Annotated in this window: 17 protein-coding genes; 5 read left to right on the plus strand and 12 right to left on the minus strand. The window is 64.0% G+C overall.

The window, feature by feature from the left end:
• Nucleotides 1–35 precede the first annotated feature (35 nt).
• The 4 genes from FFS60_RS10500 to trxA form a co-directional block, all read right to left on the minus strand.
• Nucleotides 36–1,004, minus strand: coding sequence for a CDP-6-deoxy-delta-3,4-glucoseen reductase (locus tag FFS60_RS10500; protein ID WP_028626826.1), 969 nt, complete (start codon nucleotides 1,002–1,004; stop codon nucleotides 36–38).
• Nucleotides 1,004–2,470: a 4-hydroxy-3-polyprenylbenzoate decarboxylase gene (gene ubiD, locus FFS60_RS10505; protein WP_028626827.1), complete on the minus strand. Its 1,467-nt coding sequence runs from the start codon at nucleotides 2,468–2,470 to the stop codon at nucleotides 1,004–1,006. Before ubiD ends, FFS60_RS10500 begins: the two co-directional genes overlap by 1 nt.
• A gap of 130 nt (nucleotides 2,471–2,600) precedes the next feature.
• Nucleotides 2,601–3,860, minus strand: coding sequence for a transcription termination factor Rho (gene rho / locus FFS60_RS10510; protein WP_016495310.1), 1,260 nt, complete (start codon nucleotides 3,858–3,860; stop codon nucleotides 2,601–2,603).
• A 262-nt stretch (nucleotides 3,861–4,122) separates the two neighbouring features.
• The gene (trxA, locus tag FFS60_RS10515) at nucleotides 4,123–4,449 is read right to left on the minus strand and encodes a thioredoxin TrxA (protein WP_028626828.1); all 327 of its coding nucleotides are present in this window, start codon (nucleotides 4,447–4,449) and stop codon (nucleotides 4,123–4,125) included.
• 357 nt (nucleotides 4,450–4,806) lie between these two features.
• Between trxA and ppx the strand changes: the two genes are divergently transcribed.
• On the plus strand, nucleotides 4,807–6,309 hold the full coding sequence (gene ppx, locus FFS60_RS10520) for an exopolyphosphatase (RefSeq protein WP_028626829.1): 1,503 nt from the start codon (nucleotides 4,807–4,809) through the stop codon (nucleotides 6,307–6,309).
• A gap of 93 nt (nucleotides 6,310–6,402) precedes the next feature.
• Here the strand turns inward: ppx and ppk1 are convergent, their stop codons facing one another.
• Both ppk1 and hemB read right to left on the minus strand, forming a co-directional pair.
• A complete protein-coding gene (gene ppk1 / locus FFS60_RS10525; protein WP_137821945.1) occupies nucleotides 6,403–8,622 on the minus strand; it encodes a polyphosphate kinase 1 in 2,220 nt (739 codons plus the stop codon).
• A 20-nt stretch (nucleotides 8,623–8,642) separates the two neighbouring features.
• The gene (hemB, locus tag FFS60_RS10530; RefSeq protein WP_137821946.1) at nucleotides 8,643–9,656 is read right to left on the minus strand and encodes a porphobilinogen synthase; all 1,014 of its coding nucleotides are present in this window, start codon (nucleotides 9,654–9,656) and stop codon (nucleotides 8,643–8,645) included.
• A 235-nt stretch (nucleotides 9,657–9,891) separates the two neighbouring features.
• Between hemB and FFS60_RS10535 the strand changes: the two genes are divergently transcribed.
• Nucleotides 9,892–10,452 carry a DedA family protein gene (locus FFS60_RS10535; RefSeq protein WP_137821947.1) on the plus strand — a complete coding sequence of 187 codons (561 nt, stop codon included), beginning with the start codon at nucleotides 9,892–9,894 and terminating at the stop codon, nucleotides 10,450–10,452.
• 1 nt (nucleotide 10,453) lies between these two features.
• On the opposite strand, the gene FFS60_RS10540 is transcribed toward FFS60_RS10535, so the two are convergent.
• Nucleotides 10,454–11,689: a sterol desaturase family protein gene (locus FFS60_RS10540; protein ID WP_137821948.1), complete on the minus strand. Its 1,236-nt coding sequence runs from the start codon at nucleotides 11,687–11,689 to the stop codon at nucleotides 10,454–10,456.
• Between the two features lie 223 nt (nucleotides 11,690–11,912).
• Here FFS60_RS10540 and FFS60_RS10545 point away from each other — a divergent pair, with 223 nt between their 5' ends.
• The 3 genes from FFS60_RS10545 to FFS60_RS10555 all read left to right on the plus strand — a co-directional run bounded on the left by FFS60_RS10545 (nucleotide 11,913) and on the right by FFS60_RS10555 (nucleotide 14,018).
• Nucleotides 11,913–12,743, plus strand: coding sequence for a dienelactone hydrolase family protein (locus FFS60_RS10545; RefSeq protein ID WP_028626834.1), 831 nt, complete (start codon nucleotides 11,913–11,915; stop codon nucleotides 12,741–12,743).
• Between the two features lie 13 nt (nucleotides 12,744–12,756).
• Nucleotides 12,757–13,413 (plus strand): isoprenoid biosynthesis glyoxalase ElbB, encoded by a 657-nt coding sequence (gene elbB, locus FFS60_RS10550; RefSeq protein ID WP_028626835.1) that lies wholly within the window; start codon nucleotides 12,757–12,759, stop codon nucleotides 13,411–13,413.
• A gap of 134 nt (nucleotides 13,414–13,547) precedes the next feature.
• A complete protein-coding gene (locus FFS60_RS10555) occupies nucleotides 13,548–14,018 on the plus strand; it encodes a thioesterase family protein (protein ID WP_028626836.1) in 471 nt (156 codons plus the stop codon).
• A 229-nt stretch (nucleotides 14,019–14,247) separates the two neighbouring features.
• Here the strand turns inward: FFS60_RS10555 and FFS60_RS10560 are convergent, their stop codons facing one another.
• The 5 genes from FFS60_RS10560 to FFS60_RS10580 all read right to left on the minus strand — a co-directional run bounded on the left by FFS60_RS10560 (nucleotide 14,248) and on the right by FFS60_RS10580 (nucleotide 20,026).
• Nucleotides 14,248–14,700, minus strand: coding sequence for a YaiI/YqxD family protein (locus tag FFS60_RS10560; protein ID WP_028626837.1), 453 nt, complete (start codon nucleotides 14,698–14,700; stop codon nucleotides 14,248–14,250).
• Nucleotides 14,701–14,756: 56 nt separating this feature from the next.
• A complete protein-coding gene (locus FFS60_RS10565; RefSeq protein ID WP_137821949.1) occupies nucleotides 14,757–16,646 on the minus strand; it encodes a cytochrome c/FTR1 family iron permease in 1,890 nt (629 codons plus the stop codon).
• A gap of 225 nt (nucleotides 16,647–16,871) precedes the next feature.
• Nucleotides 16,872–17,504 (minus strand): homoserine/homoserine lactone efflux protein, encoded by a 633-nt coding sequence (gene rhtB, locus FFS60_RS10570; RefSeq protein ID WP_028626839.1) that lies wholly within the window; start codon nucleotides 17,502–17,504, stop codon nucleotides 16,872–16,874.
• Between the two features lie 72 nt (nucleotides 17,505–17,576).
• On the minus strand, nucleotides 17,577–18,116 hold the full coding sequence (locus FFS60_RS10575; protein ID WP_028626840.1) for a mechanosensitive ion channel family protein: 540 nt from the start codon (nucleotides 18,114–18,116) through the stop codon (nucleotides 17,577–17,579).
• Nucleotides 18,116–20,026, minus strand: a complete 1,911-nt coding sequence (locus tag FFS60_RS10580; protein WP_137821950.1) for an ATP-binding cassette domain-containing protein — start codon at nucleotides 20,024–20,026, stop codon at nucleotides 18,116–18,118. The genes FFS60_RS10575 and FFS60_RS10580 overlap by 1 nt, the downstream gene beginning before the upstream one ends.
• Nucleotides 20,027–20,066 lie beyond the last annotated feature (40 nt).

The following is a 20,066-nucleotide window of genomic DNA, read 5'->3' on the forward strand; positions in this document are numbered from 1 at the left end:
AGGCCGCCCGAGGGCGGTCTTTTCATGTCCGGAGTTCAGGGGCGCGGCGCATAGGCGAACACGTCAGCACGCATCTGGTGGGCATCCATCCCGGCTGCCACCAGGGCATCGAGGGTCGCATAGACCATGGCGGGCGAGCCGCTGGCGTAGACCCGCAGGGACTTGAGGTCAGGAAAGTCCTCACACACCGCTTCATGCAACAGGCCGCAGCGACCCTGCCAGTCAGCCGGTTCGCTGACTACTTTGTGCAGGAAGAGGTTGTCCAGGCGCTGCCAGTCGTCCCAGTGGGCCAACTGATAGAAGTCCTCCGACTGACGCACCCCCCAGTACAGGTGCACCGGGTGCCTGAAGCCTGCAGATCGGCAGTGTTCGATCAGGCTGTGCATCTGGCCCATGCCGGTGCCAGCAGCGATCAGCACCAGAGGGCCGTCAGGCAGTTCCGCCAGGTGGGTATCGCCGAAGGGCATGCGGACCTTGGCCATGCGGGTACGCTGCAGTTGCGCGAGCAGTGCCTTGGCGCTGCTCTCGCGCGCAAGGATATGCAGCTCGATCTCCCGCCCGGCGCTGGGCGCCGAGGCCATGGAAAAGGCCGATGACTCACCGTCGTCACGCTCGATCAGCAAGTACTGCCCGGCGTGGTAACGCGGCGGCTTTCCGGCCGGGGCACGCAGGCGCACGCGCCAGACATCGCCGCCCACTTCCACACACTCGCTGAGCTGGCAGCTCAATGCGCGCACCGGCAGTTCGCCCGGGGCCAACACACCGTCCCAATGCAGCACGCAGTCTTCCATCGGTTCAGCCAGACAGGTGAAGAGCTCGCCCTGACTCAGTTCGGCACCGTTCTGGCGCACCCGCCCTTCCACCAGCAGGGCCGCGCACACGTGGCAGTTGCCGTTGCGGCAGCTTTGCGGGCACTCGTAGCCGAGACGGCGCGCCGCATCCAGAATCCGCTCGTTGGGAGCCGTCTGGATGACCGCGCCAGAAGGTTGCAGGGTGACACGCATCAATCGATTCCCAGAGAAGACCAAAGCTCATCGACGCGGCGCTTCACCGCTTCGTCCTGGACGATAACCCGACCCCATTCGCGGTTGGTCTCGCCGGGCCACTTGTGGGTGGCGTCCAGGCCCATCTTCGAGCCGAGGCCGGAGATGGGCGAAGCGAAGTCCAGGTAGTCGATCGGCGTGTTGTCGATCATCACCGTGTCGCGTTTGGGATCCATGCGCGTGGTGATGGCCCAGATCACGTCGTTCCAGTCGCGCGCATTGACGTCGTCGTCGGTGACTATGACGAACTTGGTGTACATGAACTGTCGCAGGAACGACCAGACACCCAGCATTACGCGCTTGGCGTGGCCTGGGTACTGCTTCTTCATGGTCACCACCGCCATGCGGTAGGAGCAGCCCTCCGGCGGCAGGTAGAAGTCGACGATCTCGGGGAACTGCTTCTGCAGGATCGGCACGAAGACTTCGTTCAGCGCCACGCCAAGGATGGCCGGCTCATCCGGCGGCCGTCCGGTGTAGGTGCTGTGGTAAATCGGTTTCTGGCGGCGAGTGATGCGCTCCACCGTGAATACCGGGAAGCTGTCCACTTCGTTGTAGTAGCCGGTGTGGTCACCATAGGGACCTTCATCGGCCATCTCGCCGGGATGGATCACCCCTTCGAGAACAATTTCGGCGCTGGCCGGCACCTGCAGGTCATTGCCACGGCACTTCACCAGCTCGGTGCGATTGTCCCGCAGCAGGCCGGCGAAAGCGTATTCGGAGAGAGAATCCGGCACCGGGGTAACGGCACCGAGGATGGTCGCCGGATCAGCGCCCAGGGCGACGGCCACCGGGAACGGCTGGCCTGGATGCTTGGCGCACCACTCGCGGTAATCCAAGGCACCGCCACGATGGCTCAGCCAGCGCATGATGACCTTGTTGCGGCCGATTACCTGCTGGCGATAGATGCCGAGGTTCTGCCGCTCCTTGTTCGGGCCACGGGTGACGGTCAGGCCCCAGGTGATCAGCGGAGCGACATCGCCAGGCCAGCAAGTCTGCACCGGCAGCCGGGTGAGGTCGACATCATCGCCCTCCTCCACCACTTCCTGGCAGGGGCCGTCCTTCAGCACCTTGGGCGCCATGGCAATGACCTTCTTGAAGATCGGTAGCTTGGACCAGGCGTCCTTCAGGCCCTTGGGCGGCTCGGGCTCCTTGAGGAAGGCCAGCAGCTTGCCGATCTCCCGCAGCTCGCCGACGTCCTCGGCACCCATCCCCAATGCCACGCGTCCGGGGGTGCCGAAGAGGTTGCCGAGCACCGGGATGTCGAAGCCGGTGGGTTTCTCGAAGAGCAGCGCCGGACCTTGCTTGCGCAGGGTGCGGTCGCAGATTTCGGTCATTTCCAGCACGGGCGAAACCGGGGTGACGATGCGCTTGAGCTCGCCGCGCCGTTCCAGGCCGCTAATAAAGTCGCGCAGATCGCGATACTGCATGCTTGAGCCTCTTGGGGCGTGCAGGTCGGGGCGCAAAGTTTAGCGCCGAACTGGGTTATTCAGAAGGACAAAGGGCCAGCACAGAAACGCAAAAGCCGGGTTTCCCCGGCTCTTGCGGCACATCCAAGACTTACTTGCGCTTCATCGACAGGAAGAATTCGTCGTTGGTCTTGGTGTCTTTCAGCTTGTCGAGCAGGAACTCGATGGCGGCGATCTCATCCATCGGGTGCAGCAGCTTGCGCAGGATCCACATGCGCTGCAGCTCGTCATCGGCGGTCAGCAACTCTTCACGGCGGGTACCGGACTTGTTGATGTTGATGGCCGGGAACACACGCTTCTCAGCGATGCGACGGTCCAACGGCAGTTCCATGTTACCGGTGCCCTTGAACTCTTCGTAGATGACTTCATCCATCTTCGAGCCGGTTTCGACCAGCGCAGTGGCGAGGATGGTCAGCGAGCCGCCCTCCTCGATGTTGCGTGCGGCACCGAAGAAGCGCTTGGGCTTCTCCAGGGCATGGGCGTCGACACCACCGGTGAGTACCTTGCCGGAGCTCGGAATCACGGTGTTGTAGGCACGTGCCAGACGGGTGATGGAGTCCAGCAGGATGACCACGTCCTTCTTGTGCTCGACCAGGCGCTTGGCCTTCTCGATCACCATCTCGGCGACCTGCACGTGGCGGGTCGGCGGCTCGTCGAAGGTGGAGGCGACCACTTCGCCGCGCACGGTGCGCTGCATCTCGGTCACTTCTTCCGGGCGCTCGTCGATCAGCAGGACGATCAGGTGGCACTCGGGGTTATTGCGGGTAATGTTGGCTGCGATGTTCTGCAGCATGATGGTCTTGCCCGCCTTCGGCGGCGCCACGATCAGGCCACGCTGGCCCTTGCCGATCGGTGCGCAGAGATCGATCACGCGGCCGGTGAGGTCCTCGGTGGAGCCGTTGCCGGCTTCCATCTTCAGGCGCTCATTGGGGAACAGGGGCGTGAGGTTCTCGAACAGGATTTTGTTCTTGGCGTTCTCGGGGCGGTCGTAGTTGATCGAGTCGACCTTGAGCAACGCGAAGTAACGCTCGCCTTCCTTCGGAGGACGAATCTTGCCAACTATGGTGTCGCCGGTCCGCAGGTTGAAGCGGCGGATCTGGCTCGGGGAGACGTAGATGTCGTCAGGGCCGGCCAGGTAGGAAGAGTCAGCGGAGCGCAGGAAGCCGAAGCCGTCCTGGAGTATCTCCAGCACACCGTCACCAGAGATCTCCTCGCCGCTCTTCGCGTGCTTTTTCAGCAGGGCGAAAATGATGTCCTGCTTGCGCGAACGGGCCATGTTCTCCAGGCCCATGGCGTCGGACATTTCCAGAAGTTCGCCAATCGGCTTTTGCTTGAGTTCGGTCAGATTCATAGGAATGACGTAGATAGATATGGAGAAGGGAAAGCATTGAGCTTTTTAGGCCGCGCCGCTGAGAAGGCGACAGGATCGCTGTGCTTATTCGAATAGGAGTGCGTCGGCGACGGCGTGGAGGGCTGCGAGAAAGAGCAGCGGTCCGAATGTAACACCGGCGCAACGGGGAGTCTAGTGCAGGCCAATGAAAAAGCCCCGCTTTGCGCGGGGCTTTTCCGGGACGCTTCTGATGAGGCTTCGGCGGCGCTGGTGGCCGCGCGAATCAGATGTTGGCGTCGAGGAAGGCAGCCAGCTGGGACTTGGACAGGGCACCTACCTTGGTCGCTTCGACGTTGCCGTTCTTGAACAGCATCAGGGTCGGGATGCCACGCACACCGTACTTCGGCGGGGTGTCCTGGTTCTCGTCGATGTTCAGCTTGCAGACTTTCAGTTTGCCCTGGTAGTCCTTGGAGATTTCGTCGAGGACCGGGGCAATCATCTTGCACGGACCGCACCACTCGGCCCAGTAGTCGACCAGCACCGCGCCTTCGGCTTTGAGCACGTCTTGCTCGAAGCTGGCATCGGTGACGTTGGTGATGAATTCGCTCATGGAAGAATCTCCGTGGTTCGGAAGCAAAAAAGTGGAGCCATCATAGCCCGGCTTTTCCGGGACCGAAAGCCGAAGGCGATTGAGCTTCGCTATGGTGTTACGGGGAAAAACTGATAGATGTGCGAGCCGGCGTCAATCTGGCAGCCGATCCGGGGCTGCCTGAGCAGACCACTGGCCCTATGACGCGCGACTGTCATATCCCACCTATAGTTTGCACAGCCAGCTATTCGCCAGAAGACCGCACCCAACCGACCGCTGCCGGCTCACGCCAGACTGGTACCAACGTACCGCTATTCGCATTGGCGCGACCGGGCAACCGTGGCAGGATTGCGCGGTTCAGCATCGAGACCCGAAACCATGCCGCAAAAGCCCGTCGAAATCCCGTCCCTGATCGCCGCCATCGACCTCGGCTCGAACAGCTTCCACATGGTGGTGGCCAAGGTCGACCACGGTGAGATCCGTATCCTGGAACGGCTCGGCGACAAGGTGCAGCTGGCGGCAGGCCTGGACGAAGCGCGCAACCTCAGCGAGGAGTCCATGCAGCGTGGCCTCGATTGCTTGCGCCGCTTCGCCCAGATGATTGCCGGCCTGCCGGAGGGTGCGGTGCGCATCGTTGGCACCAACGCCCTTCGCGAGGCGCACAACCGCGCCGAGTTCATCCGCCGCGCCGAGGAAGTCCTCGGACACCCGGTGGAAGTCATCTCCGGCCGCGAGGAAGCGCGACTCATCTACCTGGGTGTCTCCCACACTCTGCCGGACACCCCCGGTCGCCGCCTGGTGGCGGACATCGGCGGCGGCAGCACCGAATTCATCATCGGCCAGCGCTTCGAATCACAGCTGCGGGAGAGCCTGCAGATGGGCTGTGTGAGCTACACCCAGCGCTACTTCCGCGACGGCAAGATCACCCCGGCTCGCTATGCGCAGGCCTACACGGCAGCGCGCCTGGAGCTGATGGGCATCGAGTACAGCCTGCGCCGCCTCGGCTGGCAGGAAGCCGTAGGCGCCTCCGGCACCATCCGCGCGGTGGGCCTGGCGATCCAGGCCGCGGGCCTGGGCAATGGCGAGATCAACCCGGAAGGCCTGGCCTGGCTCAAGCGCAAGCTGTTCAAGCTGGGCGACGTCGAGAAGATCGACCTGGACGGCATCAAGCCGGATCGCCGCCCCATCTTCCCGGCCGGCCTGGCGATTGCCGAAGCCATCTTCGAAGCGCTCGAACTCAAACGCATGACCCATTCCGAAGGTGCCCTGCGCGAAGGTGTGCTTTACGACTTGCTGGGCCGCCACCACCACGAGGACGTCCGCGAGCGCACCCTGAGCGCCCTGATGGAACGCTGCCATGTGGACCTGGAGCAGGCCGCGCGGGTCGAGGCCAAGGCGCTGGCGGCCCTGGAAAAGGTCGCGGACAGCTGGGGGCTGGACGATGACTGGCACCGCGACCTGCTGCTGTGGGCAGCACGGGTCCACGAGATCGGCATGGACATCGCCCACTACCACTACCACAAGCACGGCGCCTACCTGATCGAGCACTCGGACCTGCCCGGCTTCTCCCGCCAGGACCAGTTGATGCTGGCCCTGCTGGTGCGCGGCCACCGCCGTAACATTCCCAAGGACAGGTTCGCCGAATTCGGCGAGGAGGGCGTGAAGCTGCTTCGCCTCTGTGTGCTGCTGCGCTTCGCCATTCTGTTCCACCACATCCGGGGCACCTCGGCCATGCCTGAAGTGAAACTCAAGGCCGCCGACAACAGCCTTGAAGTGCAATTCCCGAAAGACTGGCTGGAAGCCAACCCGCTGACGCAAGCGGATTTCGAGCAGGAAGCCGAGTGGCTGAAGCGCATCGATTTCGCGCTGAAGGTGAGCTGAGGTAACAAGCAGGGGGTGGAATGAAAGACGCCCCCACCCTGCAAGACTCGACAATGACAACGGGGCCCGAAGGCCCCGTTTTCATGTCCGCACTCAGCGGGCGCTGATCGGCGGGTTGGTCAGCTTGTCCAGCAGCGTTGCCTGGGCGTTGCGCGAGTTCTGGTTGCCGCTCGGGCTGTTGCGCAGGTAGCGACCATCCGGCTGCAACACCCAGCTCTGGGTGTTATCGCTGATGTAAGCCTCCAGCTCCTTCTTCACGCGAGTCAGCAGCTTCTTGCCTTCCACCGGGAAGCAGGTCTCGACGCGCATGTCGAGGTTGCGCTCCATCCAGTCGGCGCTGGAGAGGTACATCTTCTCGTCGCCACCGTTGAGGAAGTAGTAGATCCGGCTGTGCTCGAGGAAGCGACCAATGATCGAACGCACCTGGATGTTGTGCGACACACCGGGAATACCGGGGCGCAGGCAGCACATGCCGCGCACCACCAAATCGATGCGCACGCCGCTCTGGCTGGCCTTGTAGAGCGCGCGGATGACCTTGGGATCGGTCAGCGCGTTGACCTTGACCATGATGTGCGCCGGCTTGCCTTCACTGGCATGCAGAGCCTCACGGGCGATCATGTCGAGCAGCGTCTTCTTCAGGGTGAAGGGCGCGTGCAGCAGCTTCTTCATGCGCAGGGTCTTGCCCATGCCAATCAGCTGGTTGAACAGCTTGTGCAAGTCTTCGCAAAGCGCATCGTCGGCGGTCAGCATGCTGTAGTCGGTATACAGGCGCGCGTTACCCGCGTGGTAGTTGCCGGTCCCCAGGTGCGCGTAGCGGCGCAGCTCGCCGTTCTCTCGGCGCAGGATCAGCATCATCTTGGCGTGGGTCTTGAAGCCAACGACGCCATAGATCACCACGGCCCCCGCCTGCTGCAGACGGCTCGCCAGCTGCAGGTTGGACTCCTCGTCGAAACGCGCGCGCAATTCGATCACCACGGTGACTTCCTTGCCGTTGCGTGCCGCCTCCACCAGGGAGTCGACGATCTCGGAGTTGGCACCGGCGCGGTAGAGGGTCTGCTTGATCGCCAGGACATTGGGGTCCTTGGCGGCCTGGCGCAGGAAATCCACCACCGGGGTAAAGGATTCGAAGGGATGCAGCAGCAGGATGTCCTGCTTGCCCACCACGCTGAACAGGTTCTCGGCCTTCTGCAGCAGCTTGGGGATCACCGGGGTGAACGTCGAGTGCTGCAGTTCCGGATGGCTTTCCAGGCCGGTGATGCTGAACAGGCGCGTCAGGTTCACCGGACCGTTGACCTGATACAGCTCGCTCTCAGCCAGGCCGAACTGTTTGAGCAGGTAGTCCGAGAGGTTCTTCGGACAGGTGTCGGCGACTTCCAGCCGTACCGCGTCGCCGTAGCGGCGCGAGAACAGCTCGCCACGCAGGGCGCGGGCAAGGTCGTCGACGTCTTCGGTGTCCACCGAGAGATCGGCGTTTCGGGTCAGGCGGAACTGGTAGCAGCCCTTGACCTTCATGCCGGGGAACAGGTCATCGGCATGGGCGTGGATCATCGAGGACAGGAAGACGAAGTTGTCCCCCGGCCCACCGATATCTTCGGGCACACGGATCACCCGCGGCAGCAGGCGGGGCGCCGGGATGATCGCCAGGCCGGAATCGCGGCCGAAGGCGTCGACACCTTCCAGCTCGACGATGAAGTTCAGGCTCTTGTTCACCAGCAGCGGGAAGGGGTGCGTCGGGTCCAGGCCGATGGGGGTGATGATCGGCGCGATCTCGTCGCGGAAGTAGCGGCGCACCCAGGCCTTCAGCTTGGCGGTCCAGTAGCGGCGACGGATGAAGTTGACCTGGTGCTTGGCCAGCTCCGGCAAGAGGATGTCGTTGAGGATGCTGTACTGACGGGTCACCTGATCGTGCACCAGCTCGCTGATGCGCGCCATCGCCTGGTGCGGCAGCAGGCCATCGGCGCCAGCCTGTTCGCGGGCGAAGGTGATCTGCTTCTTCAGGCCCGCAACGCGGATTTCGAAGAACTCGTCCAGGTTACTGGAGAAGATCAGCAGGAACTTCAGACGTTCGAGCAATGGATAGGACTCATCCAGCGCCTGCTCCAGCACGCGGATGTTGAACTGCAACTGAGACAGCTCACGGTGGATGTACAGGCTGCTGTCATCCAGGCTCGGCACCACCAATGGCGCCGGAGCGGGCGCCGGGGCTGGGGCAGGTGCCGCCTCGGCGACCGGCTCCTCCGGGGCCACCGGAATCTCTGTGGCCTCTTTCAGGGGTTCGAGCAAAGCGCTGGGATTGAGTCCTTCGGTGTTCATCTGCAGTTCCTGGGGGGAGATCAAGCTCCCGTCTTGAGCATTTCTGCGGCGCGTACGGCGAAATAGGTGAGGATGCCATCGGCGCCGGCGCGTTTGAAGGCCACCAGGGATTCGAGGATGACCGCCTCGCTCAGCCAGCCGTTCTGGATCGCCGCCATGTGCATCGCGTACTCGCCGCTGACCTGATAGACAAAAGTCGGCACGCGGAATTCATCCTTCACCCGACAAACGATGTCGAGGTAGGGCATACCGGGCTTGACCATCACCATGTCGGCGCCTTCGGCCAGGTCCGCGGCCACTTCGTGCAGGGCTTCGTCGGTGTTGGCCGGGTCCATCTGGTAGCTGGCCTTGTTGCCCTTGCCGAGGTTGGCGGCGGAGCCGACCGCATCACGGAAGGGGCCGTAGTAGGCACTGGCGTACTTGGCCGAGTAGGCCATGATGCGCACATTGGGGAAGTCGGCCAGTTCCAGGGCCTCGCGGATGGCCTGGATGCGGCCGTCCATCATGTCCGAGGGGGCCACTACCTGGGCGCCGGCTTCGGCATGGGACAGCGCCTGCTTGACCAGCGCATCGACGGTCACATCGTTCTGCACGTAGCCGTTCTCGTCGAGGATGCCGTCCTGACCGTGGGTGGTGAAGGGGTCCAGGGCCACGTCGCTGATCACGCCGAGTTCCGGGAAGCGGTCGCGCAAGGCACGGATGGCGCGCTGGGCAATGCCATTCGGGTTCCAGGCCTCGGCGCCGTCGAGGGATTTCTTCTCCAGCGGCGTTACCGGGAACAGCGCCAGCGCCGGGATACCCAGCTTGACCCAAGCCTCGGCTTCCTTGAGCAGTAGGTCGATGGACAGGCGCTCAACGCCCGGCATCGAAGGCACGGCTTCGCGGCGATTTTCACCGTCCAGCACGAATACGGGGAGGATCAGGTCGTCTACGGTCAGGACGTTCTCGCGTACCAGGCGGCGGGAGAAATCGTCACGACGATTGCGGCGCAGGCGGGTTGCAGGGAACAGGCGATTGGCAGGGGTAAAGCTCACAGCAGACTCCAGGGCCCGGAACGGACGCAGTGTGACAAATATAAGCGCCGATTATGAACGAATGGTAACAACGCGCGACAGCGACCCACGGTCGCGTCGACCGGCGCAATGCGCCGGGCGGCGCGACCGTAGCCATTGTCCGGGGTCAATCTGATGGCATTCGGCGCGGGTCGGAGCTTTTCCCGGGGCGCCAACCCGGTTAGGCTGCGCGTTCATTTCGCTGCGCACCCCAACCATGCTGCAACAATTTCTCCAGGATTTCGGCTACTTCGCCCTCTTCCTCGGCACCTTCTTCGAGGGTGAGACGATCCTGGTCCTGGCCGGCTTTCTGGCCTTCCGGGGCTACATGGACATCAACGCCGTGGTAGCCACGGCGTTCTTCGGCAGCTATGCCGGCGACCAACTCTGGTACTACATGGGCCGCCACAAGGGCCGTCAGATCCTTGCCCGCAAGCCGCGCTGGCAGGCCATGGGCGACCGCGCCCTGGCACATATCCGCCGCCACCCGGATATCTGGGTCCTGAGCTTCCGCTTCGTCTACGGACTGCGCACCGTGATGCCAGTGGCCATCGGCCTGTCCGGCTACCCGCCGCTGCGCTACCTGATCCTAAATGGCATCGGTGCGCTGGTCTGGGCCCTGGCCCTGGGTTTTGCCGCCTTCCACTTCGGTTCCGTGCTCGAAGGCATGCTGGGCAACCTCAAACGCTACGAGCTGATGGTCCTCGGCGGCCTGCTCGCCCTTGGCGGTCTGCTCTGGCTGAGACGCCGCCTGCGCAACAACGGCAAGGACAACTGATTCAGACCGCCAGCGCTGCCTCGCGGCGCGGCAGGCCGAACAGTGCGACCAGACTGATCAGACTGTAAAGCGCCAGCATTCCCCACCCCATCGCCCCGAGCGGCAGCAGCCCCAGCGTCGCGCCAGCCCAGAGGGTCGGCCAGTTGACTGCCAGCCGCACCAACTCCAGCCAGCGCGCCCAAGGGCGATTCTCCAGCCAGCTGCCGATCACATAAAGCCCAAAGGCCATCCAGGACCAGGCCAGCCAGAGCCCGGCCAGCGAAACCTCGCTACCAGTGCCCAGCAACCAGGTGCCGGCCACGACGTAGAGGGTGAACTGCAGCCCGGCGTACCACTTCTGCCCCAAGCCCAGGGGCACCTCGAACTTGGTGAAGCGTGACAGGTCGGGCTTGGCCTGTGGATAACGTTCAGCGACGTCCGCCGGACGCCAGCCGGTGCGCATGAACCAGATGCGCAGCTTGTCCCACCCGGATTCGGTGCGCACCGCGTCGCGCCAGAGCTGCACATAGAACTGCAGGTTGGCCCAGATCGGGTTCCAGCTCGCCAGCGGCGTAGTCACACCGAAGATCACCGGTTCCTCGTCACGCTCCTCCTGGAAGGTGCCGAACAACCGGTCCCAGAGAATGAACACGCCGCCGTAGTTGCGATCCATGTAGACCGGGTTCTGCGCATGATGGACGCGGTGGTTGGACGGCGTGATGAAGATCCACTCGAACCCGCCCAGCTTGGGCACGTGGCGCGTGTGCACCCAGAACTGGTACAGCAGGTTCATCGCGCCCACGGTGAGGAACACCAGGGGCGGCACGCCGGCGAGGGCCATGGGCAGGTAAAAGATCCAGCCGAAAAGAAACCCCGTGCTGGTCTGGCGCAGGGCGGTGGAGAGGTTGTACTCCTCGCTCTGGTGATGCACTGAGTGAGCCGCCCAGAGCACGTTGCGCTCATGACCCAAACGGTGATTCCAGTAGTAGCAGAAGTCGTAGAAGACGAAGGCCAGCAGCCATACCCAGAGGTTCGACGCCGACAGCTCGAACAGCGCCAGGTGCTCCCAGGCGAACGAATAGGTCAGCACCCCCACCACCTTGGTCAGCAGCCCGCTGGTAGTGGACAACACGCCAGCGCTCAGGCTGTTCAAGGCGTCAGCGGTACGGTAGTTGTTCATTCCGCGCCAGCGGTCGGCGATCAGTTCGATACCGATCAGCAGGAAGAAGAAGGGCACTGCATAGAGGACGTAATTCATGGGGCAGCCTTATCGTCGTTCTTGTCCGGTGACCCACAGGCGGCAAAGAGGAGTGGCGCAGCGCTCGCGACCCTATTCCCCGGCCTGCTAGGATTGCTCGTCAGGGTCTGGACGAAAGCTCGCCAAGCACAGGCAACTTTCGTTCAGTACCCGGGATGCTACTCCCGCAGCCGCCCCGCCCCCTCGGCATGGCGTGCCAACCCAAGCGGCATATGACGACAGCATGCGCAAACTCCTGAAACCCGCCCTGATAGTCCTGCTTCTCCTGGCCTGCGCGGCCCTGCTCGGACTCTATCCCTATCGCGATGCCCTGCTGCCGCAAACCGCCGACCTGCCTGCGACGGAACAGCGCCTGGCACCTCACCTGGATCTGTTCACACCGGAAGGCAGCGGCCCCTTTCCCACCGTGCTGGTGTTCCACGGCTGCAGTGGCCAGAGCCCCCTGTTCGTGCGCAACGTGAACGCCTGGCTACTGCCCGCCGGCTACGCCGTGATGTTCGTCGACAGTCACGCCGCGCGCGGCATCGAGAACTGGCGCCCGGTTTGCGACGGCAAGCGCCTGTGGGGCAACGAACGCGCCATCGACGTATACGCAGCCCTGGCACTGGCACGGAAAAACCCGGCCATCGACAGCAGCAAGCTGGCCCTGCTTGGTTATTCCCACGGCGGCTGGACCATCCTCGACGCCCTCTCCTATGACGGCAGTGCCGGCCACGGCTTCCCTGCCACAGGCAAAGGAGCGCTGGCCGGCGTGCGTGGCGTGATCGCCTACTACCCCTACTGCGGCTTCCCCGCCCACCTGCGTGCAGGCCTTGGACACAACACGCCGGTGCTGATGTTCCTCGGCGGCAAGGACCACATCACCGACCACAAGCAGTGCCTCTCGGCCCTCGACAGTCTGGACGATGCACGTCTGGAACTGGTGCAGTACGGCGATGCCGACCACGTCTTCGACCAGCGCAGCGACCTGAATACCTACCAACCCGGCCCAGCCCAGGATGCCCAGCGACGCGCGCTCGCGTTCCTGCGCGAAACCCTCGGGCCGGCCCAATGACCTGGAGATGTCCATGACCAAGAAAGTTGCCGTGATCCTGTCCGGCTGTGGCGTTTATGACGGTGCGGAGATCCACGAGAGCGTGGTCACCCTGCTGCGCCTGGACCAGCGCGGTGCCAAGGTCCAGTGTTTCGCCCCGAACATTGCACAGCACCATGTGATCGACCACACCACCGGCGACGAGATGCCGGAGAGCCGGAACGTGCTGGTGGAATCGGCTCGTATCGCCCGTGGCGAGATCAAGGACGTGCGTGAACTGAATGCCGCCGACTTCGACGCCCTGATCGTTCCCGGTGGCTTCGGCGCAGCAAAAAACCTTTCTGACTTCGCCATCAGCGGCGCCAACTGCACCGTCCAGCCCGACGTGCTGGCCGCCGCCCGAGGTTTTGCCGAGGCGGGCAAACCGGTGGGTCTGATCTGCATCGCTCCGGCACTGGCGGCGAAGATCTACGGCGAAGGCGTGAGCTGCACCATCGGCAACGACGCCGGTACTGCAGCTGCCCTGGCGGAAATGGGCGCCCAGCACGTGGACTGCGTGGTCAGCGAAATCGTCGAAGACGAGAAGCGCAAGCTGGTGACCACCCCGGCTTACATGCTGGCGCAGTCCATCAGCGAAGCCGCCGCCGGCATCTACAAACTGGTGGACCGGGTGCTGGAACTGGCCCACTGAAGTCCCCCGGGCGGGTGGCGCCAGCCACCCGCACCGTGTCGATCCGGCCAATCCTCCCGCCTCTCCCGCCGCCCCTCTGGCACCCCGGCCGTTTCTGCGGCAGCGTCGAAGCATCGATGTATCCAGGAGGCGCCATGAGCCAGACCGATTTCACCCTCACCCCTGAACTGCAACAGGCCGTCGCTGGCTTCTTCGAACGCATTCCCTTCAACCGTGTGCTCGGTATCCAGCTCGGCGAGATGAGCACCGAGAAGGTGGTCATGCACCTGCCGATGAAGGACGAACTGATCGGCAACTTCGTCCACGGCATCCTCCACGGCGGGGTGATTTCCAGCCTGCTGGATGTAGTGGGTGGTGCCATGGCGTTGATCGGTGCCTTCGAACGACACCAGCACTTATCCACAACGGAACGCATGGCGCGGCTATCCAAGCTCGGCACCATCGACCTGCGTATCGACTACCTGCGCCCCGGTCGTGGCCAGCACTTCACCGCCACCGCCGTGCTGCTGCGCTCAGGCAACAAGGTGGCCGTGGTGCGCTCGGAACTGCATGCCGACGACGGCACGCTGGTGGCGGTGGGCACCGGCACCTATCTCTGTGGCTGAGCAGATCGTGACCGGCCTCATCCTGTAGCGGTGAATTCATTGGCTATGTCTGCATGACGTGTTGCAAGTACCTGCATCGCCCGTAGGAGCTGGCTTGCCAGCGAATGGCCCCGTTTCGCTGGCAAGCCAGCTCCTACAAGGCTCTTGGCCCAAGGGTCAATCTCTAGCAACAGCTAACGCAGACATAGCGAATTCATTCGCCAAGCAGGCCGCAGGCGTGCCCTCCACATCAGCCTCGGCTCAGTTTCGTCAGCAAGCGGTCCAGGGTGTTGGCGAAGGCCTGCCGCTCTTTCTCACCATAGGCGGCTTGGCCACCGCCCATCTGGCCCTGGTCGCGCAAGTCGGTAAGCAGGTTACGCACTGCCAGGCGCTCGCCCATGTTGCGCTCGTCGAACTCGCGACCGCGCGGGTCGAGAGCAACCACGCCTTTCTTCACCAGGCGATCGGCCAGGGGGACGTCGCTGCAGATCACCAGCTCACCAGGTACGGCGTTCTCCACCAGGTAGTCATCGGCGGCATCCGGTCCGCTGGGTACCACCACCAGCTGCACGCAGGCGAAGGCCGGTTTCACCTGGCTCTGCCCGGCCACCAGCACCACCTCGAACTTTCGCTTCAGGGCGAACTTGATCACCTGGTCCTTGGCCGCCCGGGGGCAGGCATCGGCATCGATCCAGACGCGCATTGGCTTCACCTTCCGAAATGAAAAAGGGCGAAGAGTTTACACCCCTCGCCCCGGATTCAGGCCTGGGCCACGTCGCGCTCGCGCAGCCAGCTGCGACCATAGAGCGCCGCGATGGCCAACAGCGCCAGCCCCTGCGCCGACAAGGTGTAGGCGTCCGGATGGATGCCCAGCCAGTCGAACTCGAAGAAGGCTACCGGACGAGTGCCCAGCACCCCGGCTTCCTGCAGCGCCGCCACACCATGGCCGGCGAACACCACCGACAGGGCACAAAGCAAGATGGCGTTGGCCATGAAGAAGGTTCCCAGCGGCAGCTTCGCCGAGCCGCGCAGGATGACCCAGGCCAGCCCCACCAGCAGCACCAGCGCAGTCAGCGCACCGGCGATCACCATGCTGTGTCCGGCCGGGCCGGCCTGCAGCCAGAGGGTTTCGTAGAACAGGATCACTTCGAACAGCTCGCGGTACACCGAGAAGAACGCCAGGGTCGCGAAGCCGAAGCGGCCGCTGCTGCTCAGCAGGTGTTCCTTGATATAGCTCTGCCAGGCAGCCGCATGGCGGCGGTCGTGCATCCACACACCGAGCCAGAGCACCATCACGCAGGCGAACAGCGCGGTGAAGCCTTCCATCAGCTCGCGCTGGGCACCACCGACATCGATCAGGAAGGCCGCCACTGCCCAGGTCGCGAAGCCGGCAACGACGGCCAGCCCCCAACCAACGTGGACACCGCGTACCGCATGCTCCTGGCCGGTCTTGCGCAGGAAGGCGAGGATCGCCGCCAGCACCAGGATCGCCTCCAGGCCCTCACGCAACAGGATCAGCAGGCTGGAGATAAAACTCAGCGAGCTGCTCAACCCATCGCTACCCAGCAGGTTCGCGGACTTGTCCAGCTCAGCCTTGGCCTGCTCCAGCAACTGCGCCGCCTGCCCCACGGACTGGCGATCCTGCAGGGCCTGCCGGTAAGCCATCAGCGCACGCTCGGTGGTTTTGCGCTGCACCGCATCGAGGTTGTCGAGGGAGCTCTCCACCAACTCGAAGCCTTCGAGGTAGGCAGCGACCGAAAGGTCGTAGGCCTGGTCGGCATCGCCATCACGGTAGGCCTTGAGACTCTGCTCCAGGGTCGCGCGGGTATGGCCGATCAGCTCCTTGGGCCCGCGCTGCTGGTTCGGCGGCTGGGCCCGCTGGGCGCGGAACAGCGCCTGGGCCGCAGCGCCCTGGCTGACGCCGACTTCCTCCGGCGTGCGGCCTGCCAACTCCCCAAGGGAAATGGCCTGACCGTTCACCGAAGGATCGGCGCTGAAGCCGGCGATGTAGCTGGCCAGATCCCAGCGCTGACGATCATCCAGTTGGTCGATGAAGGCCGGCATATCGGTGCCTTCAACGCCCAGGCCGAGCGTGTTGTAGAGGTCGTAGAGGCTCATCCGGTCCATCCGCGCCTGATCGCGCAGATTGGCCGGTGGCGGCTCCAGCCCCAGGCCCGCCGGGCCATCACCGGCACCGCTGTCGCCGTGGCAGACGCTGCAATGCTGGGCATAAAGTGGTGCACCACGAGCGGGGTCAGGGGTGATGAGAGGAGCCTGGCTGACCTCGTAGGTCGCCGCCAGCCGGGTGGCCAACTGGCGCGCCTGACGGGCCACGGCGGCGCCATCCTGCTTGCTTTCGATGGCCTGGTGCAGGCTGGCGACGCCCTGTTCCAGGTCCTTCTGGCCCTCACGAGCCGGCAGGGCAACGATCAGGCCCTGCAGCACACCGAGGAATTCGATCTGTTCGCGGTATTCACCGGAGTCGATGACCTCGCCATCGACCACGGTGGCGGGGTAGTCGGCACCAATGTAACTGAGCAGGTGCAGTGCCTGGGCTGCGCCGTCGGCCGGGTCGGCCATCAGGCTGAAACTGCAGAGCGCCATCAGCGGCATCAGGAGCCAGCTGAGCAATCTCGGAATCGGGAACATGAGTCAATCTCAAATGAGAATGGGGAGCGGAATTGTTACCTTCCTAACGATTCAGCTCAACCCCGGATAGCTTGACCCGCTGCGGTGGTTTGTCGCAGGTTTCGGCTGCAGGCCCCGCCATTCCTGGCCTGCAACAGAGTTAAAAATCCTTGGGACAGATCGACGGAAAGAGACTTCCGACAGGAAGACGCCCGGCGAGCGCCCGCTCGCCGGGAGATGCGCAGCTCAGACTGGCGCCCGGCGCACGGTCGCCAGCAATGCTGCGGCGCCGACGAACAGTGCGGCGAAGCTGCGGTTCATCACCCGCTGTTGACCCGGCGTGCGCAGCAGACGCAGGACGCGGGCGGCGAGGCCGGTGTAGCCGGCCATGACGATCAGGTCGACAGTGATCATGGTCACGCCCATTACCAGGTACTGCTCCACCAACGGCGCGTGGGGGTCGATGAACTGTGGCAGCACGGCGAGCATGAAGACAATCGCCTTGGGGTTGCTGAAGTTCACCAGGAAACCGCGCAGCACCAAGGTGAGCGGGCGTCCGATGGGGCGTTCGGCGGAATCGTTGCTGAGGTCGCTGGGCAGCGCTTTCCACTGCTTCACCGCGAGGTAGACCAGGTAGATCACGCCGAACCACTTGATCAGGCTGAAGGCCAGGGCGGAGGTGGCGAGGATGGCGCCGACGCCGGCGGCAACGATGGCAATCTGCAGGGCCAGGCCGATCTGCAGGCCAAGCGCGTTCCAGTAGCCACGCAGGAAGCCGTATTGCAGGCCGGAGGACATGGAGGCGATGGCACCGGCACCCGGTGACAGACTGATCACCCAGCAGGCGACCAGGAAAGCGAGCCAGGTCTGAAGCGCCATGGCAGATACCTCGGAAACGAAAAAAGGCAGGCCGCAGAGCCTACCCCTTCGTCCAACCGCTGCCCAGTACCGTCAGCGCCAGCGGCGCACCGCCTTCTGGAAGAACAGACTGTTGGGCACCTGCACCAGCGCGCCGTGGCTGTCTTCGCTGAGATCTTCGAGGGTGGTGTAGAAGAGATTGATGGCGATCACCCTGCCCTTCACGCCCGGCTTGTCAGCGCTTTCTATCACCTCCACCTTGTCCCCCAGGCGAAACGGCCCCAGGGAGAAGATCAGCACCGCGCAGAACATGTTGGAGAGCACGCTCCAGATGGCGAAGAAAGCCACGGCGGCCACGGCTGCAAAACCGGTCAAGGCGGTCCACAGCACTTCGGCCGACACGCCGAAGCGCTCCAGCACCAGCATGAAAGCACTGCCGAGGATCATCCAGCGCAGGAGCCCACGCAGGGGAAGCATCAGCTCGGAAGGCAGCTGGGGATAACTTTGCCCGAGACGGGTGATGCCGCGGGTGACGATGCGCTGCACCAGCCAGGCCAGCAGCACGATCAGCAATACCTGCGCTGCGCGGATCAGGGGCTCGCTCCAGGCGGTCAGGAGTTGCAGGTCATCCATCAGTCCGCGGCCTCCAGTTGCCGCTGCAGATCCTCCAGGGTTTCCAGGGCCAGGAGCCAGGCTTCTTCCAGTTCGGCCTCGCGGGCCTTCAAGCGCGCCTGCTCGGCCAGCAGGTCACGCAGTTCGTCCTTGCGTGCCGCCTCGTAAAGGGCGGAATCGCCCAAGCGTCCCTCGATGCCCGCCAACTGCTCGTGCACCTTGCCCAGGTCCTTCTCCAGCTTGTCGGCTTCCTTCTTGTGCGGCGCCAGTTGCTGGCGCAGGGCGGCCGCGGCCTGGCGCTGGGCGCGCTTGTCGGTCTTGTCCGGGTTCACCGGTGTACTGGTCACGGGAGTCTGGCGCGCGCGGTAATCCACCAGCCAGCGGGCATAGTCGTCGAGGTCGCCATCGAAGCTCTGCACGCGACCATCGGCCACCAGCAGGAACTCGTCGGTGGTGCTCTTGAGCAGGTGACGATCGTGAGACACGACCAGGACGGCACCCGCGAAATCCTGCAATGCCATGGTCAGGGCGAGGCGCATTTCCAGGTCGAGGTGGTTGGTCGGTTCGTCGAGCAGCAGCAGGTTCGGCTTCTGCCAGGCGATCAGCGCCAGGGCCAGACGCGCCTTCTCGCCGCCCGAGAAATTGAGGACCGCTTCGTCGCAGCGATCACCGCGGAAGTCGAAGCCGCCGAGAAAGTCGCGCAGGGTCTGTTCGCGTTCGCTCGGTGCGATACGCTGCAGGTGCAGCAGCGGGCTGGCCTTGGCGTCGAGCGCATCCAACTGGTGCTGGGCGAAGTAGCCGATGGCCAGGTTCTCACCGCGTGCCAGGCGCCCGCCGAGGGGCTCGATGTCGCCGGAAAGCGTCTTGATCAGGGTCGACTTGCCGGCACCGTTGGGGCCCAACAGGCCGATGCGAGCGCCCGGCGCCAGCTGCAATTTGACCTGCTGGAGCACGGCCTTGTCGCCATAGCCCAAGCGGCCTTCGGACAGATCCAGCAGCGGGCTGGAGATCTTGTCGGCCTCGCGGAAGCTGAAGTCGAAGGGTGAATCCACATGGGCGGGCGCCAGCTCTTCGAGGCGTTCCAGCGCCTTGATCCGGCTCTGTGCCTGACGAGCCTTGGTCGCCTGCGCCTTGAAGCGGGCGATGTACTTCTCCATGTGCGCACGCTGGGCCTGCTGCTTTTCGTAGGCCTGTTGCTGCTGCGCCAGTCGCTCGGCGCGGGTGCGCTCGAAGGCCGAGTAGCCACCGCGATAGAGGGTCAGCTTCTGCTGCTCCAGATGCGCGACGTTGTCGACGACCGCGTCGAGGAAGTCCCGGTCATGGGAGATCAGCAGCAAGGTGCCCGGGTAACCCTTGAGCCACTCTTCGAGCCAGAGGATGGCGTCGAGATCAAGGTGGTTGGTGGGCTCGTCGAGCAGCAACAGTTCGGACGGGCACATCAGCGCTTGGGCAAGGTTGAGGCGCATCCGCCAGCCGCCGGAGAAGTCGCCGACGCGGCGGTCCATTTGCTCCGAGGTGAAACCAAGGCCGGCCAACAGCTTGCGCGCGCGGGCGTCCGCCGTATAGCCGTCGGCGCTGTCCAGCTCGATGTGCAGGCGGGCAATGGCAGTGCCGTCGTGGCCAGCCTCAGCGGCAGCAAGGTCACGCTGTACCTTGCGCAGGTGCTGGTCGCCGTCGAGCACGTAGTCCACGGCCAGGCGCTCCAGGTTGTCCACTTCCTGGCGCATGTGGGCGATACGCCAATCAGCGGGCAGCAGGCAATCACCAGCATCCGGCCCCAGCTCACCGCGCAGCAAGGCGAACAGGCTGGATTTGCCGGCACCGTTGGCACCGATGAGACCGACCTTCTGGCCGGCATGCAGGGTCATTTCAGCGCCTTCTAGCAGGCGCTGCGGACCTCGCTGTAGAGTGAGATTTTGCAGTCGGATCATGATGGCGGCGGAGTTTATCAGCTTCGTCGCCCCATCGCCC

Source organism: Pseudomonas sp. D(2018), from assembly GCF_005502555.1.
Lineage (GTDB): Bacteria > Pseudomonadota > Gammaproteobacteria > Pseudomonadales > Pseudomonadaceae > Metapseudomonas > Metapseudomonas resinovorans.

What these genes read in the sequence shown, in the direction of transcription:
- ubiD (WP_028626827.1), bottom strand. Translation starts at nt 2,470, where the DNA reads ATGCAGTATCGCGATCTGCGCGACTTTATTAGCGGCCTGGAACGGCGC.
- FFS60_RS10575 (WP_028626840.1), bottom strand. Translation starts at nt 18,116, where the DNA reads ATGGATGACCTGCAACTCCTGACCGCCTGGAGCGAGCCCCTGATCCGC.
- rhtB (WP_028626839.1), bottom strand. Translation starts at nt 17,504, where the DNA reads ATGGCGCTTCAGACCTGGCTCGCTTTCCTGGTCGCCTGCTGGGTGATC.
- ppx (WP_028626829.1), top strand. Translation starts at nt 4,807, where the DNA reads ATGCCGCAAAAGCCCGTCGAAATCCCGTCCCTGATCGCCGCCATCGAC.
- rho (WP_016495310.1), bottom strand. Translation starts at nt 3,860, where the DNA reads ATGAATCTGACCGAACTCAAGCAAAAGCCGATTGGCGAACTTCTGGAA.
- FFS60_RS10535 (WP_137821947.1), top strand. Translation starts at nt 9,892, where the DNA reads ATGCTGCAACAATTTCTCCAGGATTTCGGCTACTTCGCCCTCTTCCTC.
- FFS60_RS10540 (WP_137821948.1), bottom strand. Translation starts at nt 11,689, where the DNA reads ATGAATTACGTCCTCTATGCAGTGCCCTTCTTCTTCCTGCTGATCGGT.
- FFS60_RS10565 (WP_137821949.1), bottom strand. Translation starts at nt 16,646, where the DNA reads ATGTTCCCGATTCCGAGATTGCTCAGCTGGCTCCTGATGCCGCTGATG.
- ppk1 (WP_137821945.1), bottom strand. Translation starts at nt 8,622, where the DNA reads ATGAACACCGAAGGACTCAATCCCAGCGCTTTGCTCGAACCCCTGAAA.
- FFS60_RS10555 (WP_028626836.1), top strand. Translation starts at nt 13,548, where the DNA reads ATGAGCCAGACCGATTTCACCCTCACCCCTGAACTGCAACAGGCCGTC.
- FFS60_RS10545 (WP_028626834.1), top strand. Translation starts at nt 11,913, where the DNA reads ATGCGCAAACTCCTGAAACCCGCCCTGATAGTCCTGCTTCTCCTGGCC.
- elbB (WP_028626835.1), top strand. Translation starts at nt 12,757, where the DNA reads ATGACCAAGAAAGTTGCCGTGATCCTGTCCGGCTGTGGCGTTTATGAC.
- FFS60_RS10580 (WP_137821950.1), bottom strand. Translation starts at nt 20,026, where the DNA reads ATGATCCGACTGCAAAATCTCACTCTACAGCGAGGTCCGCAGCGCCTG.
- FFS60_RS10500 (WP_028626826.1), bottom strand. Translation starts at nt 1,004, where the DNA reads ATGCGTGTCACCCTGCAACCTTCTGGCGCGGTCATCCAGACGGCTCCC.
- FFS60_RS10560 (WP_028626837.1), bottom strand. Translation starts at nt 14,700, where the DNA reads ATGCGCGTCTGGATCGATGCCGATGCCTGCCCCCGGGCGGCCAAGGAC.
- trxA (WP_028626828.1), bottom strand. Translation starts at nt 4,449, where the DNA reads ATGAGCGAATTCATCACCAACGTCACCGATGCCAGCTTCGAGCAAGAC.